This window comes from Bradyrhizobium sp. NAS80.1 (genome assembly GCF_001908205.1).
In the GTDB taxonomy this organism is placed as follows: Bacteria; Pseudomonadota; Alphaproteobacteria; order Rhizobiales; family Xanthobacteraceae; genus Bradyrhizobium.
In genome coordinates this window covers 1-24,545 of sequence record NZ_LGHL01000128.1, presented here as the reverse complement: position 1 = coordinate 24,545, position 24,545 = coordinate 1, and the positions used below count along the sequence as shown (strand labels likewise).

The 24,545-nt window shown below is 65.0% G+C and carries 19 protein-coding genes and 1 pseudogene; 7 read left to right on the top strand and 13 right to left on the bottom strand.

The window, feature by feature from the left end; all coding sequences use genetic code 11:
- The first annotated feature begins 271 nt into the window (after positions 1–271).
- Entirely contained in the window at positions 272–1,537 is a 1,266-nt protein-coding gene (locus tag AC629_RS27360; RefSeq protein WP_084808105.1) for an NAD(P)/FAD-dependent oxidoreductase, read from the top strand.
- Positions 1,538–1,690: 153 nt separating this feature from the next.
- Here the strand turns inward: AC629_RS27360 and AC629_RS27355 are convergent.
- Positions 1,691–2,161 (bottom strand): annotated as a pseudogene (locus tag AC629_RS27355) (ABC transporter substrate-binding protein); the annotation flags it as partial.
- A gap of 229 nt (positions 2,162–2,390) precedes the next feature.
- Complete coding sequence (locus AC629_RS27350; RefSeq protein ID WP_084808008.1) at positions 2,391–4,238, bottom strand: feruloyl-CoA synthase; 1,848 nt, start codon at positions 4,236–4,238, stop codon at positions 2,391–2,393.
- A gap of 148 nt (positions 4,239–4,386) precedes the next feature.
- Here AC629_RS27350 and AC629_RS27345 point away from each other — a divergent pair, with 148 nt between their 5' ends.
- Positions 4,387–4,893: a MarR family winged helix-turn-helix transcriptional regulator gene (locus AC629_RS27345; protein ID WP_084808007.1), complete on the top strand. Its 507-nt coding sequence runs from the start codon at positions 4,387–4,389 to the stop codon at positions 4,891–4,893.
- A 195-nt stretch (positions 4,894–5,088) separates the two neighbouring features.
- The gene (atzF, locus tag AC629_RS27340; RefSeq protein ID WP_084808006.1) at positions 5,089–6,897 is read left to right on the top strand and encodes an allophanate hydrolase; all 1,809 of its coding nucleotides are present in this window, start codon (positions 5,089–5,091) and stop codon (positions 6,895–6,897) included.
- Positions 6,898–7,074: 177 nt separating this feature from the next.
- Here atzF and AC629_RS27335 read toward each other — a convergent pair whose 3' ends face one another.
- The 10 genes from AC629_RS27335 to ugpB all read right to left on the bottom strand — a co-directional run bounded on the left by AC629_RS27335 (position 7,075) and on the right by ugpB (position 18,372).
- Complete coding sequence (locus tag AC629_RS27335) at positions 7,075–7,797, bottom strand: GntR family transcriptional regulator (RefSeq protein WP_084808005.1); 723 nt, start codon at positions 7,795–7,797, stop codon at positions 7,075–7,077.
- Positions 7,798–7,801: 4 nt separating this feature from the next.
- Positions 7,802–8,194, bottom strand: coding sequence for an oxalurate catabolism protein HpxZ (gene hpxZ, locus AC629_RS27330; protein WP_084808004.1), 393 nt, complete (start codon positions 8,192–8,194; stop codon positions 7,802–7,804).
- 1 nt (position 8,195) lies between these two features.
- The gene (locus AC629_RS27325) at positions 8,196–9,590 is read right to left on the bottom strand and encodes an AtzE family amidohydrolase (RefSeq protein ID WP_084808003.1); all 1,395 of its coding nucleotides are present in this window, start codon (positions 9,588–9,590) and stop codon (positions 8,196–8,198) included.
- Positions 9,591–9,597: 7 nt separating this feature from the next.
- Positions 9,598–9,777 carry a DUF4089 domain-containing protein gene (locus AC629_RS27320; protein ID WP_084808002.1) on the bottom strand — a complete coding sequence of 60 codons (180 nt, stop codon included), beginning with the start codon at positions 9,775–9,777 and terminating at the stop codon, positions 9,598–9,600.
- A gap of 19 nt (positions 9,778–9,796) precedes the next feature.
- Positions 9,797–11,635: a dipeptide ABC transporter ATP-binding protein gene (locus AC629_RS27315; protein ID WP_084808001.1), complete on the bottom strand. Its 1,839-nt coding sequence runs from the start codon at positions 11,633–11,635 to the stop codon at positions 9,797–9,799.
- 291 nt (positions 11,636–11,926) lie between these two features.
- Positions 11,927–12,826 carry an ABC transporter permease gene (locus tag AC629_RS27310; RefSeq protein ID WP_084808104.1) on the bottom strand — a complete coding sequence of 300 codons (900 nt, stop codon included), beginning with the start codon at positions 12,824–12,826 and terminating at the stop codon, positions 11,927–11,929.
- A 92-nt stretch (positions 12,827–12,918) separates the two neighbouring features.
- The gene (locus tag AC629_RS27305) at positions 12,919–13,932 is read right to left on the bottom strand and encodes an ABC transporter permease (protein ID WP_084808000.1); all 1,014 of its coding nucleotides are present in this window, start codon (positions 13,930–13,932) and stop codon (positions 12,919–12,921) included.
- A 256-nt stretch (positions 13,933–14,188) separates the two neighbouring features.
- Positions 14,189–15,811, bottom strand: a complete 1,623-nt coding sequence (locus AC629_RS27300; protein ID WP_084807999.1) for an ABC transporter substrate-binding protein — start codon at positions 15,809–15,811, stop codon at positions 14,189–14,191.
- A 278-nt stretch (positions 15,812–16,089) separates the two neighbouring features.
- Entirely contained in the window at positions 16,090–17,040 is a 951-nt protein-coding gene (locus AC629_RS27295) for an aminoglycoside phosphotransferase family protein (RefSeq protein ID WP_084807998.1), read from the bottom strand.
- Positions 17,041–17,046: 6 nt separating this feature from the next.
- Positions 17,047–18,372: a sn-glycerol-3-phosphate ABC transporter substrate-binding protein UgpB gene (ugpB, locus tag AC629_RS27290; protein ID WP_168195595.1), complete on the bottom strand. Its 1,326-nt coding sequence runs from the start codon at positions 18,370–18,372 to the stop codon at positions 17,047–17,049.
- 225 nt (positions 18,373–18,597) lie between these two features.
- On the opposite strand from ugpB, the gene AC629_RS27285 reads away from it, so the two are divergent.
- From AC629_RS27285 to AC629_RS27270, 4 genes are read left to right on the top strand one after another with little or no spacing between them, the layout of a single operon-like run.
- Positions 18,598–19,593 carry a TRAP transporter substrate-binding protein gene (locus AC629_RS27285; RefSeq protein WP_084807996.1) on the top strand — a complete coding sequence of 332 codons (996 nt, stop codon included), beginning with the start codon at positions 18,598–18,600 and terminating at the stop codon, positions 19,591–19,593.
- Positions 19,594–19,647: 54 nt separating this feature from the next.
- Positions 19,648–21,678 carry a sensor histidine kinase gene (locus AC629_RS27280; RefSeq protein ID WP_084808103.1) on the top strand — a complete coding sequence of 677 codons (2,031 nt, stop codon included), beginning with the start codon at positions 19,648–19,650 and terminating at the stop codon, positions 21,676–21,678.
- On the top strand, positions 21,648–23,393 hold the full coding sequence (locus AC629_RS27275; RefSeq protein ID WP_084807995.1) for an ATP-binding response regulator: 1,746 nt from the start codon (positions 21,648–21,650) through the stop codon (positions 23,391–23,393). Before AC629_RS27280 ends, AC629_RS27275 begins: the two co-directional genes overlap by 31 nt.
- Positions 23,394–23,417: 24 nt before the next feature.
- Positions 23,418–24,155 carry a response regulator gene (locus AC629_RS27270; RefSeq protein ID WP_084807994.1) on the top strand — a complete coding sequence of 246 codons (738 nt, stop codon included), beginning with the start codon at positions 23,418–23,420 and terminating at the stop codon, positions 24,153–24,155.
- A gap of 209 nt (positions 24,156–24,364) precedes the next feature.
- Here the strand turns inward: AC629_RS27270 and AC629_RS47825 are convergent.
- Positions 24,365–24,545, bottom strand: a 181-nt coding sequence (locus tag AC629_RS47825; protein ID WP_210419117.1) for a hypothetical protein, incomplete at its 5' end; no start/stop codon positions are given.

Here is a 24,545-nt window from a genome sequence, read left to right as displayed (position 1 = left end):
GAAACGGGGTGATCGCCGCCCCGGGGCCTGTCTCTATTGAACGCAAAATCTGTCGAGCCGCCAATGGCTCAGCGCCTGCTCCTGCACCATATTTCGCGCCGATCGGGGATGGCAAGAAATATAATTCTACTCATTTCGACGAAGGCTGCGGCGCTTTTTCGCGGGCGATCGATACATCCGGCCTATTCCCCGATTGATGACGGTTATTGGACCGCGGCACCCGATCCGCACTTAAATGAAGGAGTACAGCAGCGAGATTCGAGGGCGCATCATGACCACGACACCGCATCACGTCGTCATCGTCGGAGCCGGCTTCGGCGGGCTGGAGACGACCTACCGCCTCGCGGGCGCACCGGTCGAGATCACGCTGATCGACCGCCGCAACCATCATCTGTTTCAGCCCCTGCTCTACCAGGTCGCGACCGCTTCGCTGGCGACCAGCGAGATCGCCTGGCCGGTCCGCCACCTCATGCGCGACCGGCGCGAAGTCACGACGCTGTTTGCGACGGTCAGCGGCGTCGATGCCAGCAGGCGCTGCGTGCTGATCGATGACGGCAGCGAGGTGCCATACGACACGCTCGTGCTTGCGACCGGCGCGCGCCATGCCTATTTCGGCCACGACGAATGGGAGCAGTTCGCGCCGGGTCTGAAGACGCTGGAGGACGCGACCACGCTGCGCCGGCACATCCTGGTGGCGTTCGAGCGTGCCGAGCGCGAGACAGATCCGGCAAAGCGCGCGGCGCGGCTGACCTTCGTCATCGTCGGTGCCGGTCCAACCGGCGTCGAGCTCGCCGGCACCATCGCCGAGATGGCGCACCACACCTTGCCCGGCGATTTCCGCAACATCGATACGACCAAGGCGCGCGTCGTGCTGATCGAGGCCGGCCCGCGCGTGCTCGCGGGCTTTCCCGACGATCTCTCGGCCTATGCGCAGGCCTCGCTGGAGAAGATCGGCGTCGAGGTCGTGCTCGGGCAAGCCGTGACCGAGATCGACCGAGACGGCGTTGTCTTCGGCAGCACGCGGCTCGACGCAAAAACCCGGATCTGGGCCGCCGGCGTGCGCGCCTCGCCCGCCGCGGAGTGGCTGGGGGCACCCGCCGATCGCGCCGGACGTGTGCAGGTCGAAGACGACCTCACGATTCCCGGCCATCCCGAGATCTTCGCGATTGGCGACACCGTGAGCATCAACGCCTGGGACGGCAAGCCGGTGCCCGGCATCGCGCCCGCCGCCAAGCAGCAGGGACGCCATGTCTCCGATACCATCAAGGCGCGGCTGCGCGGCGCGCCAACGGGCCCGTTCCGCTACAAGCATGCCGGCAGCCTCGCGCAGATCGGCAAGCGGCTCGCCGTGATCGATTTCGGCCGCATCAAGCTGCGCGGCGCGATCGCGTGGTGGATCTGGGGCATTGCCCACATCTACTTCCTGATCGGCCTGCGCCACCGCCTCAGCGTCGCCCTGAGCTGGCTTTGGATCTACGCCCGCGACCAGCGCGCCGCGCGGCTGATCACGCAGGGAAGCAGCAAGGTGGTGGGGTGAGGGCACTTCTCCCTCTCCCCCGTTCTTACGGGAAGAGGGTTGGGGTGAGGGGCCTCTCTCCGCGAATGAGATGGCCGCGAGACCTGTACCCCCTCACCCGGATCGCAAGAGCGATCCGACCTCTCCCCGCAAGCGGGGAGAGGTGAAGACCACCTACTTCACCAGCTCACACCCACCCTCCGTGAGCGGCCGGAACGCCTGGTCCGCCGGGATCGCCGAAACCAGCTTGTAATAGTCGTACGGGTATTTCGACTCCTCCAGCTTCTTCACCTCGAACAGATACATCGGGTGCACGACGCGGCCGTCCTGACGGATCGTGGTGTCGCCGAACAGCTTGTCCTTGCCTTTGAACTTCTTCATCTCCGGCACGGCGTCCTTGGCGTTGTCGCTGCCGGCCGCCGCGACGGCGTTGAGGTAAGCGAGCGTGGAGGCATAGACGCCGGCCTGGTTACCGCTCGGCATCTTGCCGTTCATGCCGGGTCGCCGCTTTGCGAAGGCGCGGGTGTCGTCGTTCATGTCCCAGTAAAAGGCTTCCATGAGTTGGAGTCCCTGGGCCACCTTGATGCCCATGCCGTGGATGTCGTTGATGAAGAGCAGGAAGGCCACGAGCTTCTGCCCGCCCTGCACAGCTGTGACGATGTGGAAACAGGTGCGCCTACAGCTCGTGTCCCGGACGCGCTGCAGCGTGAAACGCTGCTGCGCAGAGCCGGGATCCATGCGACCGCGCGCACTAGGATAAATGGGCCCCGGCTCTGCAGCGCATCACCATAGCGCGTTGAAGACGCGCGTGAACGCGCTTACGGTGCTGCGCTGCGTCCGGGGCACGGGAGCAGCTAGCGCCACCATTCAGCCGTTAAAGGCCCACCCACTCGGTCGACGCATCGTCATTCAACCGCGCCACGGCATCGGCACGCCGGGTCAGCACGGCACGCTGGTTGATGTAGCCCTTGTCGGTAATCTCGCCCCCATCGACTGACGGTGGCTCAGTGAGCAACAGCGCGCGCGTGGCGTGGCCGGAGGAGTTGGCGCCGTGCTGCTTCAGCTTCACCAGGCCCTCCGCGATTGCCGACCTCACCCTGTCATGCACCAGCACGTCATTCACGCCCGCCGCCTCACCTATGCCGGCATGCGCGCGGCAGGCAGCAAGATTCGGAAACACCAGGAAGCGCACCTCGTCGCCGCCATGACCGGTGACGACGATGTCCTGCGCAAGCGGCGCCAGTGCCGCGATGCCGGCGACACGCAGCGTGCCGACGCTGACCCAGGTACCGGAATTGAGCTTGAAGTCTTCCGCGACACGGCCGTCGAAGAACAGACCGCGCTCCGGCCGCTCGGCGTCCGCGAGCTTCACGGCGTCACCAATGAGATAGAAACCCTCTTCGTCGAAGGCCTGCTTCGTCAGCTCCGGCGCCTTCCAATAGCCCGGCGTGACGTTCGGACCGCGCACGCGTACCTCCAGCTTGTCGCCGGAGGTGACGAGTTTCAATTCGGTGCCGGGAATCGGCACGCCGATATTGCCGGAGCGTTCGGCGAGGAAATGACAGTCGGTCGCCAGGGGTGAAGTTTCGGTCGACCCCCAGGCCGAGACCATCGGCAGCGCGCGGCCGACGGTCTCGATGGAAAGCTGCTCAAGCGCGTCCCAGAGATTCTGCGGCAGCGCGGCGCCGGCATAGAAGGCGAATCTCACTTCGCCAAAGAAGCGACGGCGCAGCTCCTCGTCCCCGCGCAGCGCCGCGATCAACATGTCGAAGCCGCGCGGCACGTTGAAATAGACCGTCGGCATCACGCTTTTCAGATTGGCTAGCGACGTCGGGAACAGGCCGGGTGCAGGCTTGCCGCCGTCGATATAGAGCGAGCCGCCGTTGCGGAGCACGAGATTGAAATTGTGGTTGGCGCCGAAGGTGTGGCTCCAGGGCAGCCAGTCCAGAATGACGAGATCGCAGCTAGCTTGCTCGAGGAAGGTCCAGGTCTGCGCCTTGGCCTGCTGGCTCGAGGTCAACATTCGCTGGGTGTTGATGACCGCCTTGGGCGTGCCCGTCGAGCCTGACGTGAACAGGAATTTTGCGATCGTGTCCGGCGTCACCGCGGCGAAGGCCTTTGCGACGTCTAGCGTTTCGGGCGTTGCCGCAATGGCGCGAAAGGAAAGCGCGTCGGCGTCGTCATTGCCGCTGATGATCTGCGCCTTGTGCAGCGGCTTGATCGCGGCCAGCGCCGTCGCAAATGGTTTGGTCGCGGAGACATAGATCGCCCCCGGATCAAGCAACGCGATCATGCTCTTGAGCTTGTCGAAATCCCTCGACATCAGCGAATAGGCCGGCGAGATCGCGGCCGAGGGCACGCCGACATGCTGGGCCGCAAGTGCGAGCAGCGCATGGTCGATGCTGTTGTCGGAGAGGATCACGAGCGGGCGTTCGGCACTGAGACCCTGTGCCAGAATCCACGACGCCGCCGCCCGAACCTGGCGCAGCGCCTGCGCATAGGTGACGGTGGTCCATGGCGCTTCGGTATTACCACGCTCGGCGAGGAAGATCGTATCAGGCGTTTGCTGCGCCCACTGCTCCAGCCAGTCGCCGACGCAGCGTCCGCTATCGCGCAACGGCTCGGGCGAGCGCAGCACGATGCTGCCGTCCGCCCGATGTTCGGCGACGGTCTTCGGCGTTGCGAACAGGCTTGCGGCGTCACCGCGTGGGGCGGTTGTCATGGTTTCCTCCTCGCCCGAACCGGGGATCGATCGCAGCCTCGTTCCGGGCTGCGTTGGCCATAATGGTGGGCATGACAATTGTTGTCGTCAACAACAATCTTCCGCTTCGGCGGCTGAGGCGCTAAGGTTGCATGGCAGGAGACACGATGTGACAGCCAGCGCAGCCCGAGCCGACACCCGCATCTCCCCGCGCAAACGCGCCGGCAACGGCGCGGCGCGGCGGATCGACGCGGACGAGATCGGCCTCGACGCACTGGTTGGCCACGCCGGCTATGCGGTGCGGCGCTTTCAGATCTGGATCTTCCAGGACTTCGTCAAGACGCTCGGCGATGTCGACATCCGGCCGACGCAATATTCGGTGCTGACGGTGATCGGCGCCAATCCGGGCCTGTCGCAGATGGCGGTGGCAAAACGCCTCGGCATCGAGCGTGCCCGGCTGGTGCATCTGCTCGACAGCCTCGAACAGCGCAAACTCGTGAAGCGGGTCAAGTCGAAGGCGGACCGACGCTCCCACGCGCTGCATCTCACGACGCAGGGCGAGACGGCGCTAGCGAAATTCAAGCGCCTCGCCGCCGAGCACGAGCGCCATGTCGAGGCGAAGATCGGCAAGGAGAACCGGGAGCGGCTGCTCCAGATCCTCGCCGGCTTCACCTGATCCAGGCCGCCCAATATTTGCGCAAATGCCCGCAACAGGGCGTGGGCATGGCGGCCCGTTCAATTATCGAATTTTACACAAGCCACTGATGCCTCGATAATATCTGAAGCCAACCGCTGTGCCCGGATATTGTACACAATGGCACACCGCTTGCTTCAAGTCCGGGTGAACACAAGTTGCCGGAGTTTTGTCGACATGGGGGCTGAGCAGCCTGAAACGATCGCCGCGATTGTGGCCGCGCATCGCGCGGGTACACTGACGCCGGCGCAGACGATCGCGCGAACCTATCAGCGCATCCGCGACCACAGAGATCCCGCCGTCTTCATCAGCCTGCGCGACGAGAAGGACGCGATCGCGGAGGCCGAGAAGCTTGCCACGCGCGAGGGTGCCGCGAGCCTGCCGCTCTACGGCGTGCCTGTCGCGGTGAAGGACAATATCGACGCGCTGGGATTTCCGACCACCGCGGCCTGCCCGGCCTTTTCCTACACGCCGGCACATGACTCGACTGCGGTGGAGTGCCTGCGCGCCGCGGGCGCCATCATCATCGGCAAGACCAATCTCGACCAGTTCGCGACCGGCCTCGTCGGCGTGCGCTCGCCTTACGGCATCCCCAGGAACGCGATCCGCGAAGATCTCATTCCCGGAGGCTCGAGTTCGGGATCGGCGGTCGCCGTCGGCGCCGGGCTGGTGCCGCTGTCGCTGGGCACGGATACCGCGGGCAGCGGACGCGTGCCGGCGATGCTCAACAACATCGTCGGGCTGAAGCCAAGCCTCGGCATGATCTCGACCGCCGGTCTCGTGCCGGCCTGCCGCACGCTCGACTGCATCTCGGTGTTCGCGCTGACAGTGGACGACGCCGCACTCGCACTGTCGGTGATGGCCGGCCCCGACCGGGCCGATCCATTCTCGCGCGACCGGCCGCTGGGGCCGATCACGCCGTTCCCCGCGAACCTGCGCCTCGGCGTGCCGCGCAACGGGCAGTTGATCTTCTTCGGCGACAAGAAGGCGGAAGCCGCCTATGCCGATGCGCTGAAGCGCTGGACCGCACTTGGCGCTGATCTGGTCGAGTTCGACCTCGAGCCGTTCTACGAGACTGCGCGGCTGCTCTACGAGGGACCATGGGTCGCCGAGCGCTACCTCGTGATCCGCAATCTGCTCGCCTCGGCGCCAGATGCAATCCATCCCGTAACGCGCGAGATCACCGCGGCCGGCGCGCGGCTGACAGCGGCGGAGACCTTCTCCGCACTCTACCGCCTGCAGGGCCTGCGCAAGATCGCCGAGCGCACCTTTGCCAATATCGACGCGCTGGTGCTGCCGACAGCGCCGACGGCCTATACGACCGCGCAGGTGCTGGCCAATCCGATCGAGCTCAACAGCCGGCTCGGCACCTACACAAACTTCGTCAACCTGCTCGACCTCTGCGGCCTCGCCGTCCCGGCAGAGATGCGTGCCGACGGCATTCCGTTCGGGATCACGCTGCTCGCGCCCGCGGGACGAGATGCGCTGCTCGCGAGCATCGGCCGCGTGTTCCATGCAGATACAAAGCTGACCGTCGGAGCGAAAGGCGTGGCGCAAGCACCGCTCGCGCCGCTGCCTGCAAGCACAGGCGACGAGATCCCGATCGCGGTCGTCGGCGCACATCTCTCCGGCATGGCGCTGAACGGCGAATTGAAAGCATTGAACGGACACCTCATCGAGGCGACCAGGACCGCGCCCGACTACAAGCTCTACGCACTCAAGACCACGCCACCGAAGCCGGGCATGCTGCGGGTCGAGGCCGGCAAGGGCGCTGCGATCGAGCTGGAAATATGGTCGCTGTCGTCAGCTGCCTTTGGCAAGTTCGTCAACGCGATCCCCGCGCCGTTGTCGATCGGCACGATTCGACTTGCTGACGGCCGCCGCGTAAAGGGGTTCATCGTCGAGCCTGAAGTGTTGGGCGCTGCCCGCGACATTACAGCGTACGGTGGCTGGCGCGCGTATATGGCGGAAGCGGCGACGGGGTAGGTCTCGTGTCCCGGGCGCAGCGCGTCACGCAGTGGTGCGCTGCTGAACCGGGACCCATGGAGCTGGCTATACGAAACGGATGGATGGGTCCCGGCTCTGCGGAGCAGCGCCGAAAGCGCGTTTACGCGCGTCTGAGACGCGCTATGGCGCTGCACCGCGTCCGGGACACGGACGCACCTAGACCGACACCGCGTAGATCTCGTACTCCCCGCGCACCAGCTCGATATGCGCGCGCATCGCCACCGCGGCGCCCTGCTTGTCGCCGCGCATGATCGCGACGACGACGCGGTCGTGCTCGGCCTGCGACTTGGCGAGACGTCCGAGGTTGCGGAACTGGGCGCGGCGGAACGGCTGGACGCGCACGCGCGTCGCCAGCGTGATCTCGGCGATGTAGCCGTTCTGCGATCCCGCATAGATCGCATTGTGGAAGCGCTCGTTGACCTCGTGGAAGCGATCGGGATTACCGGTGTAGCTCAACACCCGCAGTTCTTCGTGGATGGCCTCCAAGCCGTGACGCTCGGCCGCGGACATGCGTTCGGCGGCAAGGCCGGCGCACAGCGCCTCGAGCTCCGCCATGGCCTCGAACATGCTCTTCAGCCGCTCGATCGAGGGCCGCGCCACCACCGCACCGCGATGGGCCCGCGATTCGACGAGACCGCTCGCCACCAGCTGGCGCAGCGCTTCGCGCACTGGCGTGCGCGAGACGTTGAAGCGGCGCGCGATGTCGGTCTCGTCCAGCGGCGCGCCGGGGGCCAGGGTTCCGCGCACGATCTCGTCGGCGAGCTGCAGGCGCAGTTCCTCGGCGCGCGTGATCTTGTTCACGCTGGGCTGCGCCCGGTCGACGCGCGGCAGCACCGGCTCGGCCGACACTGTCCCCTGCGGAAAGTCGTCAAGCGTCATACGATCAGGTCTCTTTCGACTCGTCGATAATGCTGACATGGGCGGCGACGACGCGCCAGCCCTCCGGGAAGCGGATCCAGGTCTGCATCTGCCGGCCGACCTTGCCGGGCGCGGTGTCGCGATAGAACAAGGTGGAAGCCACGGCCGTGTCGCGGCCATAGCTCGATATGACGGTTTTGGCGGTGCGGCGGTTCAGGCCGACCGGCGAGCGCGCGGCGCGGAAGCCGGAGATCGCCTCGTAGCCATAGAGGTTCTCGCCGATGCCGTAGCGGAGCGTGCGGGAATCGTTGCGAAAGAGCTCGCCGAGCACCGCGACGTCGTTGGTGACGAGGGCCTGCTCGTAGCGCTCGAATGCGGCTTTGACTTCCGCGATGACGTCGGGGAAATCGATCTCCATCTCAAATTCCTTTCGGCGACGGCGCCGATACCACGCCCATCTGTTCCAACGCGTACGCGACACGCAACGCGACGTCCTCGCGCCAGGGCGCAGCGATGATCTGCACGCCGATCGGCAGCGGTTCGAGCGGCACCGGCACAGCGACCACGGGCAGGCCGATGAACGAGATCGGCTGGGTGTGGATGCCGATATTGGCGCGCACCGGCAGCTCCACGCCGTCGAGATTGAAATTCACCTGGCCGAGCTTCGGCGCCGTGCAGGGCGTTGCCGGCGCAAGCAGCACATCGACCGACTTAAAGATCTCGGCGAGTTGCGCGCGATACCAACGGCGGAACTTCTGTGCGCGGTCGACCAGCGGCGCCGGCACCATGGCGCCCGCGATCAGCCGGTCGCGAACCGCCGGATCGAAATCGTTCGGGCGCTTGCGCAGGCGATCGAGATGCAGCGAGGCGCCCTCGGTCGTGGTGATGACATAGGCCGCCGCGCGGGCGCGTGAGGCTTCGGGAACGTCGACCACTTGCGTGGCGCCGAGTGCCTTGGCAACGCGACCGACCGCTTCGACGGCCTCGGGAAACACGTTCGTCTGGAAATGCCCGCCGGCGATCGCGACGCGAAGACCCGCGATGGACTCGCCCAGCAGCGGCAAGACCGGCTCGACGCCGCGCGTGGTGCAGGCGGCATCATCGGCATCCGGCCCTTGCATCGCGTCATAAGCGAGCGCGAGATCGATGACGGAGCGCGCGAACGGACCGAGATGATCGAGGCTCGCGACGAACGGGAAGGAGCGCGCGCGCGACAGCCGGCCATAGGTCGGCTTCAATCCAAAGACGCCGCAGAAGGAGGCCGGCACGCGGATCGAGCCATTGGTGTCCGAGCCGAGCGCGATCGGCACCAGCGCGCCGCCGACGGCGCTCCCCGAACCGCCGGAGGAGCCGCCGGTCATCCGCGTGGTGTCATGCGGATTGCGCGAGGGGCCGTCATGGACGTTCTCGCCGGTGAAGTCGTAGGCGTATTCGCCCATGTTGAGCGCGCCGACGAGCACGGCGCCGGCCGCCTCCATGCGCTCGATCAGGGTCGCGTCGCGCTTCGCCGGCGCGAGGTCGCGGTTGATCTTCGAGCCGGCACGCGTTGCGAGGCCCGCGACGTCGAACAGGTTCTTCACTGCGAAGGGGACGCCGGCGAGCGGGCCGACCTTCCTGCCTGCGGCAATGTCGGCATCGATTGCAAGCGCCCTTGCGCGGGCGCGCTCGGCGGTGACGTCAGTGAACGAGTTGAAAATGGTGTCGTGCCGCTTGATGCGCGCGAGAGCCGCTTCAGTGGCATCGATCGCGGACATCTTGCCGCCGGCAACCGCGCTCGCGATATCGGAGGCCGTCATCTCTGGCTTAGTGGTCATGGCAACATCAAGCCGTAAAGAGAGGCGCCGGCTCGGTCTCGTCCGGCAGCGCGAATTCGTCGACAAGGCGGGCGAGCCGCAGCGACACTTCGAGGTTGGCCCGAACAGCCGGCCTCCAGGCCTCCTCGACCGGCAACGCCAGCGCTTTCGAAACGGCGTTGATATAATCGTCCAACGGCTCAGCCATCACACTCCCAAACAATATCTCAGTGCACCGGCAACGGCGGATGCGGAATCGCCGTCAGCAGCTCCTTGGTGTAGTCGTCCTTGGGATCGCTGAGGACCTTCTCGGCGGTCCCCTCTTCGACGATCCGCCCCGCCCGCATGACAATGACACGATCGCACAGCAAGCGCACCACATTCAAATCATGCGAGACGAACAGATAGCTCATCCCCAGGCGCTGCTTGAGGTCCTGAAGCAGGTTCAGGACGACAGCTTGCACCGAGACATCCAGCGCCGCGGTCGGCTCGTCCAGGATGACGAGCTTCGGATGCAGGGCGATGGCACGGGCGATGCCGACGCGGGCCTTCTGGCCGCCGGAGAGCTGGTGCGGGAAGCGGTCGAGCAGGTTGTGCGGCAAGCCGACCATGGTGGCCAGGTCCTCACAACGGGCGCGGAGCGCGTCGCCACCCCTGATGTCGCCGAGCCGCAGCAGCGGGTCGGCGATGGCGCGCGCGGCGGTGAACCGCGGGTTGAGGCTGTCGGTCGGGTCCTGGAACACCATCTGGATCCGGCTGCGCTGTGGCAGCCGGGCAAACGCCGCCGGCGCGACGCCGCCGATGTCCTCGCCATCGAATTGGATCAGGCCTGAGGTCTGGTCCAGGAGGCGCATCACCATCATCGACGTCGTCGATTTGCCGCAGCCGGACTCGCCGACGAGACCGACGCTCTCGCCATGGCCGATCGAGAAGCTGATGCCGTCGACGGCACGGAACACGTCCGGCTCGACCGGCGGCTTGCGGCGGAACAGCTTTCCGAGCGTCGCGGTGGCGCCCTGACGGGGATATTCCTTGACCAGCTTTTCGACGAGGAGGAGGGGTGCCTGGTCTTTCTCCTTCTCCCCGTCCCTCACGGGGTCGCGACGAGCTTCGCTCGCGCTGAGAGGGTCGGGGTGAGGGGGACTCTCCACGGGCGGAGTGCTTGGAGAGTCCCCCTCACCCGCCGCACTTCGTGCGTCGGCCTCTCCCCGCGTGCGGGGAGAGGCGAAGGCAGCGCCCTCTTCTTCCGGCAACAGATCCCGCAAGCTCACGCCGAGCCGCGGTGTCGCGCGCATCAGCTTCTTTGTATAGGGGTGCTGCGGGTTGGCGAAGATGTCGGCGGCATTGGCGGTCTCGACCACCCGGCCCTTCTCCATCACCACAACGCGGTCGCAATAGGCCGCGGCAAGGCCGAGATCATGGGTGATCAGGATGGTCGACATCGCGCGACGCTTCGTCAGCTCGACGATCAGGTCCATCACCGCCTTCTGCGTGGTGACGTCGAGGCCGGTGGTCGGCTCGTCGGCGATCAGCAGCTGCGGATTGCAGGCGAGCGCGAGCGCGATGACGACGCGCTGGCACATGCCGCCCGAGAGCTCGAACGGATAGGCGTGGTAGCGCTCGCGCGGGCGGGCGATCTTGACCTGCTCCAGCGCCTCGATCGCTTTCTCGCCGCGATCGGCGACCTGGGCCTGCTGCACATGGGTGCGCAAGACGTCCTCGATCTGGTCGCCCACTTTGCGGATCGGATTGAGCGCGGCGCGCGGGTTCTGGAAGATCATCGAGACTTCGCGGCCGCGCAGGTCGCGCATCTGGGCTTCGGTCGCGGCTTTCACGTCGATGCCGGAGAACATCACCGAGCCCTCGGCGATCTTGCCGGCGCGGTCGAGGATGCGCATCACCGCGTAGGAGGTCACCGACTTGCCGGAGCCGGACTCACCGACGATGGCGAGCGTCTCGCCCTTGGCGACGGAGATGTTGACGTGCTGCACCGCCTTGACGATGCCGCGGCGGGTGGTGAATTCGACGGTGAGGTCCTGGACGTCGAGCAGGGGCTGGGCGGTCATGGACGGCTCCCACTCAAATATGTCGAAAACAACCCCATGCACAGTAGAATGGGATTGGAATCATTGGAGAATTTCTGCCACAAACTTCGGTGTAAGGCGGGCAAACCTGTCTCGCTCCCTCCCCCCTTGCGGGGGAGGGTTGGGGGAGAGGGGTAGCCCCAAGCGAGGTCTGAGTTCGTGGCTAACCCCCCTCCCTGCCCCTCCCCCGCAAGGGGGAGGGAATGAGAGAATGGCGCCCTCCTCACATGTGAGCTTCGCGTTTCCCTTCCAGCACCGGGCACCAACCATCACTCACGTCCTCCGCTGCGGGTCGACGATGTCGCGCAGGCCGTCGCCAAGAAGGTTGAAGCAGAACACCGCGATCATCAAAGCAAGGCCCGGGAACAGCGCGATCCACCATTCGCCTGAGACCATGAAGCCGGCGCCTTCGGCGACCATGATGCCCCATTCGGCGGTCGGCGGTCGAACGCCGAGACCAATGAAGGACAGGCCGGCGGCGTTGAGGATGGCGTAGCCCGTGGTCAGCGACATCTGCACGATCATGATCGGCATGATGTTGGGCAGGATGTGCACCAGAAGGATACGGAATTCGCCGTTACCCGAGAGACGCGCGGCCTGCACGAAGCCGGCGTTGCGGCGGACATTAGCTTCGCCGCGTGCGACGCGGGCATAGAGCGGGAAGTTCACGATCGCGGTGGCGAAGATGATGTTCTGCACGGTGTTGCCGAGTGCGGCGACGATGCCCATCGCCAGGACGAACAGCGGGAAGGCCATGATGGTATCGGCGATGCGGCCGACGATGCGATCGGTCCAGCCGCCGAAATAGCCCGCCGCGATGCCGGCGAGTCCACCCATCAGAAACACGAGCACGACGGAGGCGACCGCGATGAACGTATCGAGCCGCGTCGCCACGATGACGCGACTGAAGATGTCGCGGCCCAGCTGATCCGTGCCGAACCAGTGCGCAGCCGACGGCGGCTTCAACGCCGCGGCGGTGTCGGAGGCGAGCGGATCATACGGCACCACATATGGACCGAAGATCGCGGCAACGAGGATCAGGACCAGGAGCGCGAAGGCAAAGCCCGTGACCTTGTTCTCGCTCAGCACGTAGCGTGCGTGTTCGAGAATGGCGACGAGTCCTGAAGTGCGGGCCGGACCGACCGGTTCAACAGCAGGCGCAACGGAGCTCATCATCTACCCCTCGTTTTGCGCATGATCTCCGCGCAAACGCGTTCCGCGTTTGTCGCGAGGGAAAACCGGCCTACACTTTTCCGGATCATGCGCTACCCTTCCAGCCGCACGCGCGGATCGATCACGCCGTACAGAATGTCGATCAAGAGATTGAGCAGCACATACATAACCGCCATGGTCAGCACGAAACCCTGCACCGGCGCGAAGTCCGACGAGATCAGCGCTTCGACCGCATAAGAGCCGATGCCGGGCCAGGCAAACACCTTCTCCACCAGCACGTTGGCGCCCAGCAGGAACGAGAACACCATGCTGAGCGTGGTGATAACAGGCAGCATCGCGTTACGAAACGCGTAGGTGACGATGACGGTCGATGGCGACAGGCCGCTGGCGCGCGCGGTGCGGACGAATTCGGAGGCGAGCACCGCCAGCATCGAGGCGCGTGTCATGCGCGCGATCGGCGCCAGCGAGAAGATCGCAAGCGTCGTGGCCGGCAGGATGAGCTGGCTTAGCGCCGAACGGAACGCTTCGAAGTCGCGCGCGACCAACGTATCGATCAGGTAGAAACCGGTCACCGTCGGCGGAGCGCTGTAGAACACGTCGAGACGGCCGAGCGGCGCAGGCGACCAGCCGAGCCGGAAATAGAAAACGTAGACCAGCACGAGGCCGGTGAAGAACACCGGCAGCGAGACGCCGGCTGTCGTCGTCACCCGGCAGAGATGATCGATCCATGATCCCGGCCGCGTTGCAGCCAACACGCCCAGCGGGATCGCGATTGCGATGGAGACGATGAGGCCAAGCAGCGTCAGCTCGGCGGAGGCCGGCAGGCGATTACGGATCTCGGTCGCGACCGGCTGACCTGTCGTGAGCGAATTGCCGAAATCGCCATGAGCGAGATCGTTGGTGTAGCGAAAGAACTGCTCGATCAGCGGCTTGTCGAAGCCTAGTTTCTTGCGGATCTGCTCGACGGCTTCCTTGGTCGCGGCGGGCCCGGCGAAATACGCAGCGGGGTCACCCGGCAGCGCGCGCGTGAGCAGGAAGGTGACGATGACGACGCCGATCAGCGAGGGAATCGCGAACATCAGGCGCTTGCCGATCATGGTCAGCATGGTGTGGTGCTCCGAGCTGACGGATCGCTCTCGCTGGTTCGCGAGGACGCCGCCCCGCGCTCCGCTGCGTTCCCTCCCCCCTTGCGGGGGAGGGTTAGGGAGAAGGGTGGGCTCCGGGAGAGGTCTGAGTTCGTGGCTACCCCCCCTCCCTGCCCCTCCCCCGCAAGGGGGTAGGGAAAGAGAGAGTGGTGCCCACCTCACTGAAATCAGCGCAGCCAACAGATACCGATGCGTCGCCGGCTATCAGCATGACCGCTCACCCCTTCGCCATCGCGCGATAATCCAAGCGGCGGTGAAACCAGTATTGGTAGCCGCTGATGTTCTTCTGCATCGCGATGTTGACGAAGGGCTGGTACAGCGGGATGCGCGGGATGTCGGCGTAGGCGAGATCGACAAAGCCCTTCACATCAGTGTCGTAGGTCGCGACGTCGCCGATTGCGGCGGCAGCGCGCGCGCCGTCGATGAGCTTGTCCATCTCCGCCGACTTGTAGCTCATGGTGTTGAAGACGGAATTGTTGCCGTGATAGCACCAGTAGAAGAAGTACTCGGGGTAATCGAGCCAGCCCGAGAACACGTTGGTGAAGAGCGGCATCTCCTTCTTGTTGAGCTCGGTGCGCCAGTTGGCGCCGGGCACCTTGTTGATGGTGGTCTTGATACCGAGCTGAGCAAGGCTCTCCTGCACCAGCACGCAGAGCGGCTCGTTGACGCCGGCGAAGTTGAGGTCGAACGAGATCGTGGTCTCGAAGCCGTTGGCGCAGCCGGCCTCAGCCAGCAGCGCCTTCGCCTTCTCCATGTCGGTGTTGTATTTGTGCGGCTGCGGCCAGGCGACTTCGGTCGGCTTGTCCTTGGGTGCGCCGAACATCGGGTTCGCCAGCCCGAACATCACGGCATCCATGATCTTCTGATAGGGAAGCGCGTAGGCCACCGCCTGACGTACTTTGGGATTGTCGAAAGGCGGCCTGGTGACGTTCATGCCGATGTACTGGATGCCGTTGGAGAACGGCAGCGACACCACGTTAAGCTTGCCGTTCGCCTTCATCTCCTGGAAGTCCTTGTTCGGCAGCTCGTAGGAGATGTCGGCATCACCGCGCTCGAGCAGCGCGCGGCGGTTGCCGGCCTGCGGCACCATGCGCCAGATCACACGCTTGATCTTCGGCAACGGACCGCAGGCCCAATCGTCGTTGCGCTCCATGATAACTTCGGTACCGGCGGTCCATTTCGTCACCTTGTAGGCACCGGAGCCCGCGGTCTGCTGCTTTGTGAATTCGAGCCCCCAGGGGTCCTTCTCGCTCGCGTTCTTCTTGGCGAGTTCCGAGTTGACGACGCAGGGCACGATCACCGCGAGATCGGGAATCGTCAGCTTGTCCTTCTTGAGGAAATCGACGCGCACGGTGGTGTCGTCGACCACGACGAACTGCTCCGGCTTGGTCAGCGAGCCCGCGCTCATCTGGAAGGTCGGAAAGCCGCCGACGCTGACCGCGCGGTCGAGAGACCACTTTACGTCCTTGGCGGTGACAGGCGTGCCGTCGTGGAATTTGGCATTCTTGCGCAGCTTGAAGGTGACCGACATGTCGTCGATCTTCATGTCCTCGGCGAGTTCGCCCTTGAACTTGTCGCGGTCGTAATACGGCACGCCGCCGGGACCGCTCTTCATCTCATGGCTGATCAGGCGGTCGTAGCAATTCCAGGACACCTCATAGCCGGGCACGTTGGTGCCGACGCCATGGATGTCGAGATTGTTCGGGCCGCCCTCCGAGACGATCAACAGCGTTTCGGAGCGCGAGTCGGCCTGGGCTGACGAGATCACCGACGGCATCGCGGGAAGCGCCGCGCCAGCGGCCAATCCGGACACGGACTTGAGGAAATCGCGGCGCTTCATGAGACTGCTCCAACACAGGGTTTTCTGGTTGGAACAGGCTTCGCAAGGTTCGTGCCAAGGCTTAGCGGAAGCGTCCTTCCGGCCTAAGTCCATGACTTATCAAAAATTTTCCCTCTAAAGCGGCATGCCCGCGGTCTAGCCAAATACGCGAATTGCATACAAAGATGCAATTATGATTATAAGTTGGGCTACGAAGTTTAATCGCCGCCAAATTGGGCAGCGACAGATCGAGTGCGCCAAATCGAACGGCCGAACGCCCACCCCGACCAGATGACCGTTCACCCCGGCCAGATCAGGTCCTGCAACTCGACGAGATCGTTCGCCTGCTGCTGCCAGCCCTCGATACAGAGGTGGCTGTTGAGGTCGCTGGCGCGATGCAGCAGCATCAAGGCCATCAAGCGGCGCTTGAGCGCGAAATCGAGCTTCGCATAGCCAAAGCCTTCGAGCAGGCTGCGCACCCGGCCCGGCCGGCCCGCAGCCATGAACGCGCAGGGACCGAGCAGATCGTAGTCGCGCCATCCTGCCAAGACGTCGCCGAAGTCGAACAGGCCGGTGAGCGACCACTCGCCGTCGTGGCAGCCGAGCAGAAAGTTCTGCGGAATGTATTCGCCGACCAGAATCACCGGCGGCGCATCCATCGGAATGAGGTCGGCGGCCTCGCGCAGGAGATCGTCGAGGCCGGTGAGGAATTTTGGCGCGAGGCCGAGACGCTCATGCCGCGCGCGGCAGCCTTCCATCTGCTGGCGCATGAATGCGTCCCAGCGCGGCTCGATTCTTGCGAGCGGTCCGAGCGGGGCGCGCTGCACGGCCACGATGGTCTCGCCGATCTGGCGCAGCAGGCGTTCCTTCTGCTCTTCCGGCAATGACGGCCACACGTCCGAGCCGAGCGTGCCGGCAAGGCGCGTAATGACGAGATAGGGCCAGCCGTCGCGCATCCCTTCCGCGACGATCCCGGGGATCGGCAAATGCAGGCGGCCTGCGAGCTGCATCAGCGAGCCGCGCTCCGAGACGAATTGCGCACGCAGCAGCGGCGGAAAGATCTTCAGGATCAGGCGCTCACTGAGACCAACCACGAGATTGGTGCCGATCGCAAACACCTGCGGCGAGCTGATATCGAGGCCGTGCTCGCGCGCGATATCGAGCGCGATCGGCAACCATCGGGGCGGATCGGAACGCCAGGCGCGAAAGCTTTCCGCGTCGGCTAAAGCCGGCAACGCAGCGCTGGTCATCGCCTGCTACCGTTCCGGGCTGGCGCGCTCGAACTGGCGCAAGAGCTTGTTGCCGCGCTCGACCGCGGAATCGAGCGCGACCTGTGCGCTCTTCTGGCCGGCAAAGGCCTGCTCGAGTTCTTCCTCGATCGCGCCGCGGATCAGATTGAAGGAGCCGAGCCGGACGCCCTTCGAATTCGCCGTCGGCGCATGCAGCGTGATCTCCTCGAACGAGATCTCCGAGCCCGGATTGCGCTCGTAGAAGCCCTGCGCGCGCGTGAGCTCGAAGGCGGCGCGGGTGACCGGCAAATAGCCGGTGTTCTGGTGCCAGGCGGCCTGGACGCCGGGCTGCGACAGATAGGCGAAGAACCGCGCCACGCCCTTGTATTCCTCGCGCGGGCGGTCGCGCAGCACCCACAGCGTGGCACCGCCGATGATCGAGTTCTGCGGTGCGCCCTTCACATCGGGCCAGTACGGCATCATGCCGTAGCCGATCTCGAACTTCGAATTCGCCTTGATGTCGGCACGCGTGGCCGACGAGCCGATGAAGATGCCGCATTCGCCGTTCTGGAAGCGCGGCTCGGCCGACTGGCCGCGGCCGCTATAGTCGAACACCTTGGTCTTCTGCCACTCAGCTAGCTGGGCGATGTGTTTGACAACGACCGGGTTGTTGATGGTCAGCTCGGCATCGAGCCCCGCAAAGCCGTTGGCGCGAGTCGCAAGCTGCAGATTGTGGAAGGCCGACAGGTTCTCGACATGGATCCAGGACGGCCACGAGGTGGTGAAGCCGCACACCGCACCGTGCTCGCGCAGGCGCTTTGCGGCGGCACCAAGCTCGGGCCAGGTCTTTGGCGGCTGCTCCGGATCGAGGCCCGCATCGCGGAACATGGTCTTGTTGTAGTAGAGGATCGGCGTCGAGGAATTGAACGGGAAGGACAGCAGATTGCCGGCAGCATCGGTGTAATAGCCGGAGACGGCGGGAAGGTAATCATTGAGCGCGAACGGCTCGCCCTGGTCCCGCATCAGGCTGAACACCGGATAGATGGCACCCTTGGCCGCGGTCATGGTGGCGGTGGCGACCTCGTTGACCTGGACGATGGCGGGCTGGCTGCGCGAGCGGAAGGCGAAGATCGCAGCCGTCACCGTCTCGGTGTAGTTGCCCTTGTAGCTCGGCACGATCCGGTAATCGGATTGCGAGGCGTTGAAATTGGAGACGAGCTTGTCGAGCTGCCGGCCGAGCTCGCCTGACATGGCGTGCCACAGCGCGATGTCGGTGGCGGCGCTGGCCCGCCCGGTGAATGTGAGGGCCGCGGCGGCCGCAACGATCTGCAAAAGGCGCCATGCTGAAGTCACGATCGAAGAATCCCGTCTCGCGCGAACAAAAGGCGATCCTTGCCTGTTACCTGCTTAAAACGCCGTCTTCGCGGATTCAATCAGGAATGAAATTCGCAGGAATGGGATTCGGCCGCGCCGCACAATCGGTGCCGGCCCCGTCGGGATGGCCTTCTCTTAATCATTTGTTAGATTGCGTTGAACCTTTTGGTCCCCGCCATAGACTTCACCACTGAGGGGTTGAGTGTGCCAGTGTTGAACCGTGCCGAACTCTCGCGGACCGGGGTGATTTTCGTCGCGCTTCTGTTCATGATGTGCGCGACGGCCGCCGTTGCTCGCGAATTCCGCGCCGCTGACACCCAGTCCGAGGATTACCTGACCGTCCAAGCGCTACGCTACATGGGCGCCCTGATCGCCGAGCGCACCGGCGGCCGGCACGAGATCAAGGTGTTTCACTCCCGCCAGCTCGGCGAGGAGAAGGAAACCATCGAGCAGACTCGTGCCGGTGCGATCGACCTCAACCGCACCAATGTGGCGCTGATCGGCAACTTCGTTCCGGCGATGAGCGTGCTCGCCATGCCGTTCCTGTTCCGGTCCATCGAGCACATGCAGAAGGTGCTGGACGGGCCGATCGGCAGCGAGATCCTTGGCAGCTTCGAGCCCTACGGCTTCGTCGGGCTCGCCTTTTACGACTCAGGTGCCCGGTCCATCTACAACGCCGTCCGCCCCGTGAAGAGCGTCGCCGACCTCAAGGGGTTGCGGATCCGGCTGCAACAGTCAGAGTTAATGAGCGAAATGATTCGCTCGCTCGGCGCCGAGCCGGTGGAGCTGCCCTATGGGCAAGTGCTTACGGGGCTTGCCAACCATCTGATCGACGGCGCCGAAAACAACTGGCCATCCTTCGTGACGACAGACCATTACAAATACGCCGGCTACCTTGCGCTCACCGAGCACACGATGAGCCCCGAGGTGCTTGTGATCTCGCTCAAGGCCTGGCGGAGCCTGTCGGCAGACGACCAGACCACGTTCCGGGAGGCCGCCCAGCGCTCCAGCCGGTTCATGCGCGAGAAGTGGCGCGACCTCGAGGAACAGTCGCAGCGCAAGGCGGAAGTCGCTGGCGTCACCATCATCAGGAACGTCGACCGCAAACCGTTCGAGGATGCGATGGCAGCGATCTATGCCAAGGCCGGGCGCAATCCCGCCGCGGCCGCGCTGATCGAACGCATTCGCAAGGTGGAGTGAGTTGCGTTGACGACGCCTGGACACAGCGAGCACGCAGAGCGGCAGGCCAGCCCGATCGGGCGGCTGCGCGCGCGGCTCGTCGGCGTGCTCCGGGCCGTGCCGATCCGCTGGCGCATCCTGTCGATCGCAGCGCTGAACTCCGCCGTGGTGGTGGTGCTGGTGGCGCTGATCTGGAACGGCACGCAGGTGCTGAGCTCTGCGTGGGACGACGTGCGTCAGGTGCGCGAGTCCGACCGGATCCTGGCGCTGCTCGAAAGCGAGACCGGGCGGCTGCAGAACCTTATCCACCGCTACATCAACCAGCCGAGCCCGGACCTGTTCGCCGAGATCCTCCTGCTGCGCGAGGCGGTGCTGGGCACGCTGACCGACCGTGCCGCCAAGGACCCGATGCTATCGGGCTCGGTCGAGGAGCTCGAGCGCACCACCGACCGCTTCCTCAACGGCTTCGGCGAACTGCGCAGCGTGCAGGCCACCATCGCCAAGACCTATGAGGAGCAGGTGCAGGGTCCGGCCAAGGACATGGCGGGCCTCTATTCCATCATCGAAGGCGCCACCGGCCATCGCGACGCGCTGATCTGGCCGTCGCTCGGCAAATCCCGCGAGGCCTTTACCGCGATGTTGGTCGCGGCCAATTCCTACTATCTGTCGCTGTCGCCGGGCGCGGCGGACGATGCGCGCCGCAACACCGAGACGATCGAGACGACCATTCCGGTCATGATCGATCTCGCCGACAACGATCTCCAGCGCATGGCGCTGCAACGGCTGCGCGCCCGCACCATGGCGCTGCGCGAGGGCTTCGCAAAGCTTTCCGAGCAGCTCATGAACCGCACCGAACTGCTGCGCAATACCATCGACGCGAGCCAGGCCGAGGCGATTGGCGCCATCGACGATCTCTCCACCAAGATGCGCCAGCGCGAGCAGAAGGCGCAGGAGACTTTCGACCACACGCTGGCGAATATTTCGCGGCGCGTGCTCTCGATCGCCGTGATCTTCCTCGGCATCATCCTCTCCGCCGGCGTGCTGATCGCGCTGTCGATCCGGCTGCCGCTGCAGCAGATCATGACCGCGATGCGCGCGATCACGCTCGGCAACCTCGACCGCGAGGTGCAGGGCACGAAGGCGCGCGACGAGGTCGGCGCCATGGCGCGCGCGGTGGAAGTATTCCGCGAGAACGCGATCGCCAAGCGCCAGACCGAGGACGAGCTGCGCGCGTCCAAGGAGAAGGCCGAGAGCGCGCTGCTCGAGCTCAACACGGCGCAGCAGAATCTGATCGATGCAGAGAGGCTCGCCGCGCTCGGCGGACTCGTCGCCGGCGTCGCGCACGAGGTCAACAACCCGATCGGCATCAGCCTGACCGTTGCGTCCAGCTTTGCCCGGCGCACCGAGATCTTCGAGGCCCAGCTCAAGGGCGAAGGCGGCTTGCGCCGCTCGCAGCTCGAGGAGTTCGTGCAGTCCTCGCGCGATGCCTCGCAGCAGCTCGTCGCCAATCTGCAGCGCGCCGGCGAGTTGATCCAGTCGTTCAAGCAGGTCGCGGTCGACCGCTCGCATGCCGAGCGGCGGCAATTCTCACTCAGCGAAGCCACCGACCAGATCATCGCAAGCCTGCGTCCCGTGCTGAAGCGATCGCCGATCACGCTCCAGGTCGACGTGCCCGAGGGGCTTCTGCTCGACGGCTATCCCGGCTCCTACGGCCAGATCCTGACCAACCTCTTCCTCAACGCCGCCAACCACGCCTTCGCCGACGGTCGCGCCGGCACGATCACGATCTCGGCGCGGCCGCGCGGGACCGACGACATCGAGATCATCTTCACCGATGACGGGGCAGGCATGACCCCCGACGTGCAGCGCCAAGCCTTTGACCCTTTCTTTACCACGCGGCGCAATGAAGGCGGCACCGGTCTCGGCCTCCATATCGTCTATAATCTGGTGACCCAGCAGCTCGGCGGGCGGATGATGCTGGAATCCAAGCTGGGACAAGGCACCACTTTTCGCATTATCATGCCCCGGATCGCCAAGGGCGGCGCGCAAAGCACAGAGACTGACGGGACTTCTCAATGGCCGAACAGGACGATGTCCTCCACCTGATCGACGACACCGGCGCCGCGTCGGAGGATACCAACGCCCGGAAATGGAAGATCGCCGTTATCGACGACGATCCGGCCGTGCATGACGGCACGCGCTTTGCGCTGTCTGACTACAGTCTCAACGGCCAGAGCCTGGAGATCCTCTCGGCCTATTCCGCGGCAGAAGGTCGCAAGCTGATGGCCGAGCACAGCGACATCGCCGCCGTGCTGCTCGACGTCATCATGGAGACCGACGTCGCCGGCCTCGAGCTGGTCGAGTTCATCCGCAACGAGATCAAGAACGAGACCGTGCGCATCATCCTGCGCACCGGCCAGCCGGGCCAGGCGCCCGAGCGGCGCGTGATCGTGCAGTACGACATCAACGACTACAAGGCCAAGACCGAGCTCACCGCCGACAAGCTGTTCACCTCGCTGACCGCGGCGCTGCGCTCCTATCAGCAGCTCGAGCGCATGGTGCAGACGCGCCGCGGGCTCGAGATCATCATCGACGCGGCCTCGACGCTGTACGACTTCAAGTCGATGCAGCGGCTCGCCGAGGGCGTGCTGACCCAGCTCGCCTCGCTGCTCAATGTCGATTGCGCCGGTATACTGGTTTTGCGCGACAGCGGCGGCGTAGACCCTGAACTCGCGGTGCTCGCCTGCAGCGGCTGCTACAGCCGCTTCATCGGCACGACCTCGTCACGGGCGCTCGATCCGGATCTGCGCGAGCTGGTCGAAGCCGCCTTCCAGCGCCGCAAGAACGAATTCGTCGACCATCGCAGCGTGATCTATCTGCGCACCGGCAGCGGACGCGAGGTCGTGGTGCTGCTCCAGGCCGAGCGCGAGCTGTCGGAAACCGACCGCTCGCTGGTCGAGATCTTCTCTAGCCGGCTCTCGATCGCGTTCGACAACGTGATTCTCTACCAGCAGCTCCAGGACGCCAACACGCAGCTCGAGGACCGCGTCGCCCAGCGCACCCGCGCACTTATGCAGGCCAACCGCCGCCTCTCTGCGCAATGGCTGCGGCTGCAGCGCGCCAACGGCTTCAAGAACGAGATCCTGGGCACCGTCGCGCACGACCTGAAGAACCCGCTCGGCGTCATCCTCGGCCGCACCGAGATGCTGAAGGAGCTGATCTCGACCGGCGCGTCGGCAAATGGCGTGGTCTCCCAGGTCGACCACATCCGCGACGCTACCAAGCGCCTGACCACGATGGTCGATCATCTGATCTCGGACGCAATGGCCGACGCCTTCGACATCACCATCCGCCGCGAGCCGGTCGATGTCGCGGCCCTGGTGAAAGAGGTCGCCGAGGCCAACCAGCCGCTCGCCGTCAACAAGCAGCAGGCGATCAGCGTCACCGCGCCGCCAAACATCGTCACCATGTGCGACACCGACCGCATCCGGGAAGCGATCGACAATCTCATCAGCAACGCCATCAAATACAGCCCGATCGGCGGCAAGATCGGCGTCGCGGTCACGCATGAGGGCAACGACACCATCGTCCGTGTCAGCGACGACGGCGCCGGCCTGTCGCCGGAAGATCTCGGCCGCCTGTTCGGCCGGTTCCAGCGGCTCTCGGCCAAGCCGACCGCCGGCGAGAGCTCGACGGGGCTTGGGCTTTCCATCGTCAAGCGTATTATCGACATGCATGGAGGCGAGATCACTGCCGAGAGCGACGGCCCCGGCAAGGGATCGACCTTCACCATCGCGCTGCCCGCGACCGAACTGCCATGATCCGAGTGCCGAGATCTGAGTGATATGACCCAAAGCCAGCACATCATGATTGTCGACGATGAGGCTCCTGCGAGGGAGATGGTCGGCGATTACCTCAAGATGCACGGCTTCACCGTGACGCTGTGCGACGGCGGCAAGTCCTTGCGCGCCGCGATCCAGGGCAGCATGCCCGATCTCGTCGTGCTCGACCTCAACATGCCCGAGGAAGACGGGCTCTCGATCATCCGCGACCTCAAGAGCCGCATCAACGTGCCGGTGATCATGCTGACGGCGACCGCGAGTCCAATCGATCGCGTCGTCGGACTCGAGCTCGGTGCCGACGATTACGTCGCAAAACCCTGTGAGCTGCGCGAGCTGATGGCGCGCATTCGCTCGGTGCTGCGGCGAAGCGCGCCGGCCAGGGCCGCCGCGCCGGAAGCAGCAGGTGCGAAATCCGACAAGGATCAGCTGGTCCGCTTCGGCACCAAATGGCTCGATCTCGAAGCGCAGGCGCTGCGCGACGACGAAGGCAACGAGCATCCGCTGACCGCCTCCGAGTTCGGGTTGCTGAAGGTGTTTGCTGCCAATCCGAAGCGCGTGCTGTCGCGCGAGCGCCTGCTCGAATTGGCCAATGCGCGCGACGCTGAAGCCTTCGATCGCGCCGTCGACCTCCGCATCATGCGCATCCGCCGCAAGATCGAACCCGACCCGGCCAAGCCCGCCGTGATCCGCACCATCCGCGGCGGCGGCTATCTGTTCTCACCGGCCGGCGAGAAGGCTTAGGCGCGTCACGCCCCGCTGTCGTCCCGGGCAAGCGGAGCGCCGATCCGGGCCCCATAACCGCAGGGTGTGGTTTGGCGAAGGCTCGTGGTGGTTAGCCCGCGCTACACCCCTCCCTGTGGCTATGGGTCCCGGGCTCGCGCTGCGCGCGCCCCGGGACGACAGCTGAGCGTGTGGCGCGACCGAACGCGGCAGCCCGAAATTCGTTCCGTCTAGTCCAAGTCGCCGGTACCGCATTGTCCGCACATTGAAATTCCACGCTTTTTTTGCTCCGAATGTTTCGTCGCATTTTGTCCGACGAAACAATTCAGCAGCGCACGAAACCATTTTCCGCTTTTCGTGCAGACGTCCCGAAACGTTGGCTCATTAACACTTTGGTCCAAGGAAACGCCG